The 9,492-nt window shown below is 74.1% G+C and carries 8 protein-coding genes and 1 pseudogene; 4 read left to right on the top strand and 5 right to left on the bottom strand.

Annotated features, from left to right (window positions below; genetic code table 11):
- Positions 1–355, bottom strand: a pseudogene (locus tag A4V12_RS37450) (hypothetical protein); the annotation flags it as partial.
- Positions 356–525: 170 nt separating this feature from the next.
- Between A4V12_RS37450 and A4V12_RS11275 the strand changes: the two are divergent.
- The gene (locus tag A4V12_RS11275) at positions 526–1,728 is read left to right on the top strand and encodes an amino acid deaminase/aldolase (protein ID WP_064069145.1); all 1,203 of its coding nucleotides are present in this window, start codon (positions 526–528) and stop codon (positions 1,726–1,728) included.
- A gap of 12 nt (positions 1,729–1,740) precedes the next feature.
- Here the strand turns inward: A4V12_RS11275 and A4V12_RS11270 are convergent, their stop codons facing one another.
- From A4V12_RS11270 to A4V12_RS11255, 4 genes are all read right to left on the bottom strand, one after another.
- Positions 1,741–2,631, bottom strand: coding sequence for a DUF2510 domain-containing protein (locus tag A4V12_RS11270; protein WP_064069144.1), 891 nt, complete (start codon positions 2,629–2,631; stop codon positions 1,741–1,743).
- A gap of 110 nt (positions 2,632–2,741) precedes the next feature.
- Positions 2,742–3,524: a 3-oxoacyl-ACP reductase gene (locus A4V12_RS11265; RefSeq protein WP_064069143.1), complete on the bottom strand. Its 783-nt coding sequence runs from the start codon at positions 3,522–3,524 to the stop codon at positions 2,742–2,744.
- A 5-nt stretch (positions 3,525–3,529) separates the two neighbouring features.
- On the bottom strand, positions 3,530–4,936 hold the full coding sequence (locus tag A4V12_RS11260; protein ID WP_199831263.1) for an aldehyde dehydrogenase family protein: 1,407 nt from the start codon (positions 4,934–4,936) through the stop codon (positions 3,530–3,532).
- A complete protein-coding gene (locus tag A4V12_RS11255) occupies positions 4,903–6,267 on the bottom strand; it encodes a glutamine synthetase family protein (RefSeq protein WP_064069141.1) in 1,365 nt (454 codons plus the stop codon). The genes A4V12_RS11260 and A4V12_RS11255 overlap by 34 nt, the downstream gene beginning before the upstream one ends.
- A gap of 78 nt (positions 6,268–6,345) precedes the next feature.
- Between A4V12_RS11255 and A4V12_RS11250 the strand changes: the two genes are divergently transcribed.
- The 3 genes from A4V12_RS11250 to A4V12_RS11240 all read left to right on the top strand — a co-directional run bounded on the left by A4V12_RS11250 (position 6,346) and on the right by A4V12_RS11240 (position 9,362).
- Positions 6,346–7,092: a FadR/GntR family transcriptional regulator gene (locus A4V12_RS11250; RefSeq protein ID WP_064069140.1), complete on the top strand. Its 747-nt coding sequence runs from the start codon at positions 6,346–6,348 to the stop codon at positions 7,090–7,092.
- Positions 7,093–7,201: 109 nt separating this feature from the next.
- The gene (gene eat / locus A4V12_RS11245; RefSeq protein ID WP_064069139.1) at positions 7,202–8,644 is read left to right on the top strand and encodes an ethanolamine permease; all 1,443 of its coding nucleotides are present in this window, start codon (positions 7,202–7,204) and stop codon (positions 8,642–8,644) included.
- Positions 8,645–8,657: 13 nt separating this feature from the next.
- A complete protein-coding gene (locus tag A4V12_RS11240) occupies positions 8,658–9,362 on the top strand; it encodes a gamma-glutamyl-gamma-aminobutyrate hydrolase family protein (RefSeq protein ID WP_234372138.1) in 705 nt (234 codons plus the stop codon).
- The last annotated feature ends 130 nt before the right edge of the window (positions 9,363–9,492 follow it).

Raw genomic sequence — 9,492 nt, 5'->3', positions numbered from 1 at the left:
CCTGGCGGGTGGGGCGGGCGGAGGCGGCCCCCGACTGGGAGGCGGTGGCGGAGACGACGGGCACGCCGCTGGGCAGCGGGGGCAGCGCCTTTATCAAACGTCCGCGGCGGGCGGGGCTTTCCAGGGCGGCGGCCGGGGCGGTGGGCGCGGCGGTGCGGGTGGGGCGCGGGCGGGCGGTGGTCTCGGCGGCCGGCGCGGCGGGGGCCTGGGCGGGCCTCGGCGGGGTGCCGGGGGCCTGGGCGGGGCGTACCGGCGCGGGGTCGGGCGCGGCCGGCGGCATGGGCCCCGGTATGGGGCTGGAGGGGCGTGCGGCGTCCGTGGCGCGGGAGGAAGGGTGTCGTGCCTCGGTGCTCATCCGCCCCCCTCGGTGTCGTCCGGATCGCCTTGCGGGGCAGGCCCGTTCGTCAGCGCGTGGGTAACTCTACGGGCTGCGTACGCCTGATCGGGAACGAGGCCGCAGGTCGGGGCGGATCTGACCGGATCGTCCCCCTACCCCCGGGTAGGCGGTTCTGGCAGGCTCTGGCCATGACTCCGCGTGCCGCTGACCGGGCCCGGTACGACCGGGCCACCGCCCACCTCGACGCGCCCCTCGCCGTCGTCGATCTGGAGGCGTTCGACGCCAACGCCGACGACCTGGTCCGCCGGGCCGGCGGGAAGCCGGTACGGGTGGCGAGCAAGTCCGTGCGCTGCCGCGCGCTGCTGGAGCGGGTACTGGCCCGCGACGGGTTCGCGGGGATCATGTCGTACACGCTGGACGAGTCGCTGTGGCTGGCGCGGGCCGGGTTCGGCGACGTCCTGCTGGCGTACCCCTCGGCGGACCGTGCCGGGTTCGCGGAGCTGTCCCGGGACGCCAAGCTCGCGGCGGCGGTGACCGTGATGGTCGACGACACCGCGCAGCTGGACCTGATCGACCGGGCGCGTGACGGGGGCGCCGAGGAGGTCCGGGTCTGTCTGGAGCTGGACACCTCGCTGCACCTGCTGGGCGGCCGGGTGCGCGTCGGGGCGCGCCGCTCGCCGCTGCGGACGCCGGCGCAGGTGGCGGAGGTGGCGCGGTCGGTCGCGCGCCGCCCGGGGTTCCGGCTCGTGGGGCTGATGGCGTACGAGGGCCATGTCGCCGGGGTGGGCGACGCGATCGCCGGGCGGCCGGTGCGGTCGCGTGCGGTGCGGCTGATGCAGTCGGCCGCGCGCCGGGAGCTGGCGGTGCGCAGGGCGGCCGTGGTGGCGGCCGTACGGGCGGTGGCGCCGGACCTGGAGTTCGTCAACGGCGGCGGGACGGGGAGCGTGCAGCACACGGCGGCCGAGGACGCGGTGACGGAGATCGCGGCCGGGTCGGGGCTGTACCTGCCGCGGCTGTTCGACAACTACACGTCGTTCGCGGGGCGTCCGGCGGCGCTGTTCGCCCAGCCGGTGGTGCGCCGGCCGGGGCTGGGCGTGGTGACCGTGCTGGGTGGCGGCTACCCCGCGTCGGGCGCGGCGGGCGCGGACCGGTCGCCGGTGCCGTACCTGCCCGAGGGGCTGCGGTACGACCCCCAGGAGGGGGCCGGCGAGGTGCAGACGCCGCTGCTGGGCTCCCCCGCCGACGACCTGCTGATCGGCGACAAGGTGTGGTTCCGCCACGCGAAGGCGGGCGAGCTGTGCGAGCGGTTCGACGCGCTGCACCTGATCGAGGGCGACCGGGTCACCGCGACCGTACCGACGTACCGGGGCGAGGGCCGGACGTTCCTGTGACCGGCCGGCCGCTCAGGGGCCGATGGAGCTGCCGACTCCCCCGCCGGTCGAGCTGCCGATGGGGCGGATGCCGCGGGTGATCTCGTCCATGGTGCCCGGCGGCGGCGCGCCGGGGCCGGCGGAGAGGGCGAACCGCACGATGACGGGCGACTCGCTGCCCAGCGACGAGGGGAAGACCAGGGACTGGACGTAGCCGCCGGGCCCCTGGCCGGTGGTGACCCGCCAGCGCACCAGGTGGCCGGTGCGTCCGGCGACGACGGCGGGGCGTTCGGCGACGACCTGGTGGGACCGGATGCCGCCGTACGGCCGCGCGCCCAGGGCGTCCTCGCCGAACGCGCGCTCGGCGGCCCGGGCGATGTCCGCCCGGGCGATGGCGGCGGGGTCGCTGGTGCCGGTGGCCGTCGCGGTGAGGGAGGAGACCGAGCCGCGCCGGCAGGAGCGGCTGGTGACGGCGGGGCACGGGGCGGCGTCGACCGTCGCCACGGTGGGCAGGGCGTCGGTGAGGAACTCCGGCTCCTCCCAGCCGTCGAGGACGGGCAGGGTGATGCCGTTGAGCTGGTCGACGACGACCGTGGGGTCCTCGGAGGGGGAGGCCGCCGGAGGCGCGGGAGCGGGTGCGGAGCCGGTGCTCGTCGGTGGCGCGGGGCTGTTGCGGGCGGCCGGGGGCGGGTCCTCGCCGGAGCGGAGGACGACCGCCGCCGTGGCGGTCACGGCCAGGGCCGCGGCGACGACGGCGAGGAGGCGGCCGGTCCGCCGTGCCGGGGGCGGGGCGGCCATGACGGTGGTGGGGGCGCCGGTGGCCGCGGGCCGGGTGTGCCCGGTCCAGGCGGTGCCGTCCCACCAGTGTTCGACGGCGGGGTTGCCTGGGTCGGGGTACCAGCCGGCCGGGGTCGTCATGCTCATGCGGTCACCTTAGGGGGCGTACGCCGGGGAGCCCGCGCGTTCTCCCCCTCGCCCCCGCTCCCGCCGCGTGGCCCGCCGGGCGGGCGGGCCACGCGGCCGCCGGGACCGGACTACAGCGGGGTGACGTACGCGCCGGCGATGCCGCCGTCGACGAGGAAGTCGGTGGCGTTGACGAACGAGGAGTCGTCGCTCGCCAGGAACGCCACGGCGGCCGCGATCTCCTCGGCCTCGGCGAAGCGGCCGGCCGGGATGTGGACCAGGCGGCGGGCGGCCCGCTCGGGGTCCTTGGCGAACAGCTCCTGGAGGAGCGGGGTGTTCACCGGTCCCGGGCACAGGGCGTTGACGCGGATGCCCTCGCGGGCGAACTGCACGCCCAGTTCGCGGGACATGGCGAGGACGCCGCCCTTGGACGCGGTGTACGAGATCTGGCTGGTGGCGGCGCCCATGACGGCCACGAAGGAGGCCGTGTTGATGATGGAGCCGCGGCCCTGGCGCTGCATGTAGGGGATGGCGGCCTTGCAGCAGAGGTAGACGGAGGTGAGGTTGACCTCCTGGACGCGCTTCCACGCCTCCAGCCCGGTGGTGAGGATCGAGTCGTCGTCGGGCGGCGAGATGCCGGCGTTGTTGAAGGCGATGTCGACGCTGCCGTAGGTGTCGTACGCGGTCCGGAAGAGCGCCTCCACCTCCTCGGGGTCGGTGACGTCGACGCGGACGAAGGTGCCGCCGACCTCGTCGGCCACGGCCTTGCCGGCCCGCTCGTCGATGTCGCCGCAGACGACGTGGGCGCCCTCGGAGGCGAGGCGGCGCGCGGTGGCGAGGCCGATGCCGCTGCCGGCGCCGGTGATGACGGCGGTACGGCCCACGAGGCGGCGGCACACAGTGTTCTCGGTCATGCGGATCAGGCCTCCGTGCTGATGAAGACGTTCTTGGTTTCGGTGAAGGCGGTGAGGGCGTCGGGGCCGAGCTCGCGGCCGAGGCCGGACTGCTTGTAGCCGCCGAACGGGGTCCAGTAGCGGACGCTGGAGTGGGAGTTGACGGAGAGGTTCCCGGCCCGGACAGCGCCCGAGACGCGCAGCGCCCGGCCGACGTCCCGGGTCCAGATCGAGCCGGACAGGCCGTACTCGGTGGCGTTGGCGAGCCGGACGGCGTCCGCCTCGTCGTCGAAGGGGAGGACGACGGCGACGGGCCCGAAGACCTCCTCCACGGCGGCGGGCGCGTCGGGCGCGAGGCCGGTGAGGACGGTGGGCGGGAACCAGAAGCCGGGGCCCTCGGGGGCCTTGCCGCGGATGCCGGCCGCGTCGTCGGGGACGTAGGACCGGACCCGGTCCAGCTGCGTCCGGGAGATGAGCGGGCCCATCTGGGTCCGCTCGTCGGACGGGTCGCCGACGACGATCTCCTCGACGGCGGGGGTGAGGAGTTCCAGGAAGCGGTCGTACACGCCGCGCTGGACGAGGACACGGGTGCGGGCGCAGCAGTCCTGGCCGGCGTTGTCCAGGAAGGACATGGGGGTGGCGGCGGCCGCGGCCTCGATGTCGGCGTCGGCGAAGACGATGTTGGGGCTCTTGCCGCCGAGTTCGAGGGTCACGCGTTTCACGCGGTCGGCGCACTTGGCCATGATGCGCTTGCCGACGCGGGTGGAACCGGTGAAGACGATCTTGGCTACGCCGGGGTGCTCGACGAGGGCGTCGCCGGCGACCGGGCCCGCTCCGGGGAGCACCTGGAAGAGGTGTTCGGGGAGCCCCGCCTCCAGGGCCAGTTCGGCGAGCCGGAGGGCGGTGAGGGGGGTGGTCTCGGCGGGCTTGAGGACGACCGCGTTGCCGGCCGCGAGGGCGGGGGCGGTGCCCCAGGCGGCGATCGGCATGGGGAAGTTCCAGGGGGCGATCACGCCGATGACGCCGAGGGGTTCGAGGAGGGTGACGTCGAGCCCGCCGGGGACGGGGATCTGCCGGCCGTTGAGCCGCTCCACTCCCCCGGCCGCGTAGTCGAGCAGGTCGCGGACGTTGCCGGCCTCCCAGCGGGCGTTGCCGAGGGTGTGGCCGGCCTCGCGGACCTCCAGGCGGGCCAGTTCCTCGACGTGCTCGTCGACGACGGCGGCGAAGCGGCGCAGCAGGCGGGCGCGGTCGGCGGGGGCCGCCGCCGCCCACCCCCGCTGGGCGGCGGCGGCGCGGGTGACGGCCGCGTCGACGTCGGCCGCGGTGGCGGCGGGGACGGTCGCGACGACCTGTTCGGTGGCGGGGTTCAGTACGTGGTGTTCGCTGGTCACGTGGGTCCCTAGAGGCGTTCGAAGGAGCGGCGCAGCTCCCAGTCGGTCACCGCGGCGTCGAACGCTTCCAGCTCGACGCGCGCCATGTTGCGGTAGTGGGCGACGACCTCGTCGCCGAAGGCGGCCCTGGCGAGGGGGCTGTTCTCCCAGAGGTCGGCGGCCTCGCGCAGGGTGGTCGGCACGTGGGCGTAGTCGCCGGTGTAGGCGTTGCCGTCGCACGGCTCGGGGAGTTCCAGCTCCTGCTCGATGCCGTGCAGTCCGGCCGCCACGAGGCCCGCGACGGCGAGGTACGGGTTGACGTCGCCGCCGGGGAGCCGGTTCTCGAAGCGCATGGAGCGGCCGTGGCCGACGACCCGGAGCGAGCAGGTGCGGTTGTCGTGGCCCCAGGCGACGGCGGTCGGTGCGAAGGAGCCGGGCTGGAAGCGCTTGTAGGAGTTGATGTTGGGCGCGTAGAGGAGGGAGAAGTCGCGCAGCGCGGCGAGCTGTCCGGCGAGGAAGTGCCGCATGACCTGCGACATGCCTCCGGGTCCGTCGCCCGCCATGACGTTGCGGCCGTCGGCGCCCTGGAGCGAGAGGTGGATGTGGCAGGAGTTGCCCTCGCGCTCGTTGTACTTCGCCATGAAGGTGAGCGAGACGCCCTCCTGGGAGGCGATCTCCTTGGCGCCGGTCTTGTAGATGGCGTGCTGGTCGCAGGTGACCAGGGCCTCGTCGTACTTGAACGCGATCTCGTGCTGGCCGGGGTTGCACTCGCCCTTGGCGGACTCGACGGTCAGCCCCGCGGCGGCCATGTCGTTGCGGATGCGGCGCAGCAGCGGCTCGATGCGTCCGGTGCCCAGGATGGAGTAGTCGATGTTGTACTGGTTGGCCGGGGTGAGGTCGCGGTAGTCCGCGTTCCAGGCCTGTTCGTAGGTGTCCTTGAAGACGATGAACTCGAGTTCGGTGCCGACGTGGGCGGTGAAGCCGTGTGCGGCGAGCCGTTCGAGCTGGCGGCGCAGGACCTGGCGGGGCGCGGCGACGACGGGTGAGCCGTCGTTCCAGGCGAGGTCGGCGACGAGCATCGCGGTGCCCTCGTTCCAGGGGACGCGCCGCAGGGTCGACAGGTCCGGGCGCATCGCGAAGTCGCCGTAGCCCTTGGCCCAGGAGGACATGTCGTAGCCGTCGACGGTGTTGAGCTCCACGTCCACGGCGAGGAGGTAGTTGCAGCCCTCGGTGCCGTGCTCCAGCACCTCGTCGAGGAAGAAGGGTGCGGCGAACCGCTTGCCCTGGAGCCGCCCTTGCATATCGGGGAAGGCCAGGACCACTGTGTCGATCTCACCGCTCGCGACGAGGGCACGCAGTTCCTCGACGTCGAGCGGGGGTTTGCGGTCTGCCACGGGATTGCTCCTCCTTCGGTCAGCCGGGAGCCATAAGGTATTGGGTGAGACCATTGCTTGGGAAGGGGAAACCGCGAGGTGGCGAAGAAGAACCCGGGCCGCGCGCCCGGGGACCGGCTGGACCCGGTGCTCCGACCGGTGCGCGCGGGCAACGGCTTCGAGGAGGCCCTGGAGCAGATCCTCCAGGTGGTACGGCTCGGGCTGGTGCCCGGCGGCGAGCGGCTGCCGGCCGAGCGCGAACTGGCCGAGCGGATGGGGATCAGCCGGGTCACCCTCCGCGAGGTCCTCAAGGTCCTCCAGGAGCAGGGCCTCGTCGAGAGCCGGCGCGGCCGCTACGGCGGAACGTTCGTGCTGCGCCGGGACCGGGCGCCCGGCGACTCGGGCGAGGCGGAGCTGCGGCGCCGCATCGCGTCGGTGGACGTGGAGGACACGCTGCGCTTCCGCGAGGTCCTGGAGGTCGGCGCCGCGGGCCTGTGCGCGGCGCACGGGCTGCCGGAGGCGGGGGCCGAGCGGCTGCGCACGGCGCTGCGGGCGACGCACGACGCACCGCTGGAGGACTACCGGCGCCAGGACACGCTGCTGCACCTGACGCTGGCGGAGCTGTCCGGTTCGCCGACGCTGACGGCGCAGTACGCGGCGGTCCGGGCGTCGGTCAACGACCTGCTGGACTGCATCCCGCTGCTCGTACGCAACCTGGAGCACTCGCAGCACCAGCACACCGCGCTGGTGGAGGCCGTCCTGGAGGGGGACGCGGACGCGGCGCGCGAGGTGATGCGGGAGCACTGCGCGGGTACGGCGGCGCTGCTGCGCGGCTTCCTCACCTGACCGGCGTAACCCGAAAGTAACGCACGGGTCTTGCGCTGCCGCCCGCCCACCGCAAAGGTATGGGTCCATTCCATTGGATCCCGACCACCGACGCGGGAGCGCTGTTGCCATGACGCTGGAAGACACCAAGAAGACCGCCCCGGCGGCGGACGACTACCTCCGACGCCGGGCGCTGCGGCAGGGCAGCGCCGGCTGGCTCCTCCTCACCGGCCTCGGGGTCGGCTACGTCGTCTCCGGCGACTTCTCCGGCTGGAACATCGGCCTCGCCGAGGGAGGCTTCGGCGGACTGGCGGCGGCGACCGTCCTGATGGGCGTGATGTACGCCTGTCTGGTGTACGCGCTCGCCGAGCTGTCCGCGATCCTCCCGGCGGCGGGCGGCGGGTACGGCTTCGCCCGCCGGGCGCTCGGCACCTGGGGCGGGTTCCTCACCGGGACGGCGATCCTGATCGAGTACATCCTCGCCCCGGCCGCCATCTCCATCTTCATCGGCGACTACGTCGAGTCCCTCGGCCTGTTCGGTCTGGAGTCCGGCTGGCCGGTCTACCTCGCCTGCTTCGCGGTCTTCATCGGCATCCACCTGTGGGGCGTCGGCGAGGCTCTGCGCTTCAGCCTGATCGTGACGGCGATCGCGGTGGCGGCGCTGATCATCTTCGCGGCCGGCGCCCTCAGCGAGTTCCACGCGGACGGTCTGGACGACATTCCGGCCGACCCCGCCGCGTTCGGGTCGAACTCCTGGCTGCCGTACGGGCTGCTCGGCATCTGGGCGGCGTTCCCGTTCGGCATGTGGTTCTTCCTCGGCGTGGAGGGCGTGCCGCTCGCCGCCGAGGAGGCCAAGGACCCGGTGCGGTCCATGCCGCGGGCGCTGTCGCTGTCGCTGCTGATCCTGGTGTTCCTCGCCGTGCTGACGTTCTTCGCGGCGACGGGCGTGCGGGGGTCGGCCGCGATCCAGGGCGCGGGCAACCCGCTGGTGGTGGCGCTCCAGGGGGACGGTGATCCGACTGCGCTGAGCCGGTTCGTCAACTACGCGGGGCTGGCGGGCCTGGTGGCGTCGTTCTTCTCGCTCATCTACGCCGGTTCCCGGCAGCTGTTCGCCCTGTCCCGGGCGGGGTACCTGCCCCGCTTCCTGTCGCTGACCAGCCGCCGCAAGTCCCCGTACCTGGGCCTGCTGATCCCCGGCGCGATCGGCTTCGCGCTGGCCGCGGGCACCGGGAACGGGGCGCGGATGCTGAACATCGCGGTGTTCGGCGCCACCATCAGCTACGCCCTGATGGCGCTGTCCCACATCGTGCTGCGGCGCCGCGAACCGGACCTGCCGCGCCCGTACCGGACGCCCGGCGGTGTCGTGACGTCCTCCGTGGCCTTCGTACTGGCGCTGTCCGCGCTGGTGGCGACGTTCCTGGTGGACAAGGACGCGGCGTTCATCGCGCTGGGGGTCTACGTCGTCGCCCTGGCGTACTTCGCCTTCTACAGTCGGCACCGTCTCGTCGCGAACGCGCCCGAGGAGGAGTTCGCGGCGCTGGCGGCGGCCGAGGCCGAGCTCGACCGCACATGAGAGGAACATGCCCGTGTCCGCCAAGCCGCTGATCGGCGTCACGACGTACCTGGACCCCGCGACCTGGGGGGTGTGGGAGATGCGGGCGGCGCTGCTGCCCGAGACCTACCCCCGCCTCGTCCAGGCGGCGGGCGGCATCGCCGCGATGCTCCCGCCGGACGCGCCCGGGGTCGCCGAGGAGGTGGTCGCGCGTCTCGACGGCCTCGTCGTCGCGGGCGGCGCGGACGTCGACCCCGCCCGGTACGGGGCGGCCCGCGACCCCCGTACCGGCCCGGCGGCACAGGAGCGCGACGCGTGGGAGCTGGCGCTGATCGACGCGGCGCTCGCGGCCGGCACCCCGGTGCTCGGCATCTGCCGCGGGATGCAGCTGCTCAACGTGGCCCTCGGCGGGACGCTGGTCCAGCACCTGGACGGGCACACCGGCGGGGTCGGCGTCTTCGGCTCCCACACCGTGAAGCCGGTGCCCGGGACCCGCCTCGCCTCGCTGGCCGGCGAGGCGGTGACGGTCCCGACCTACCACCACCAGGCCGTCGACCGGCTCGGTGACGGCCTGACCCCGTCCGCCCACGCGGAGGACGGCACCGTCGAGGCGGTCGAGCACGCGGGCGCGCACTGGGCGCTGGGCGTGCAGTGGCACCCGGAGATGGGCACCGACCTGCGGGTGATGGAGGGGCTGGTCGCGGCGGCTTCGCGGACGCGATGCGCGGACGGGGGCTAGGCCGTGTCCGCAAAGTCTCGCCCGGCCCGCGGCGCCCTGCACGCGCTCCCCCAGAGGGGGGACCCCCAGCGGCGTTGTCGTCGGTCACCATGGCTCCCTCCTCCGCCTTGCGATCGCACGCACCGGACAC

This window comes from Streptomyces noursei (assembly GCF_001646665.1).
In the GTDB taxonomy this organism is placed as follows: Bacteria; Actinomycetota; Actinomycetes; order Streptomycetales; family Streptomycetaceae; genus Streptomyces; species Streptomyces lavendulocolor.
The sequence above is the reverse complement of the archived record's forward strand: the minus strand, read 5'-3'. Positions and strand labels throughout refer to the sequence as shown.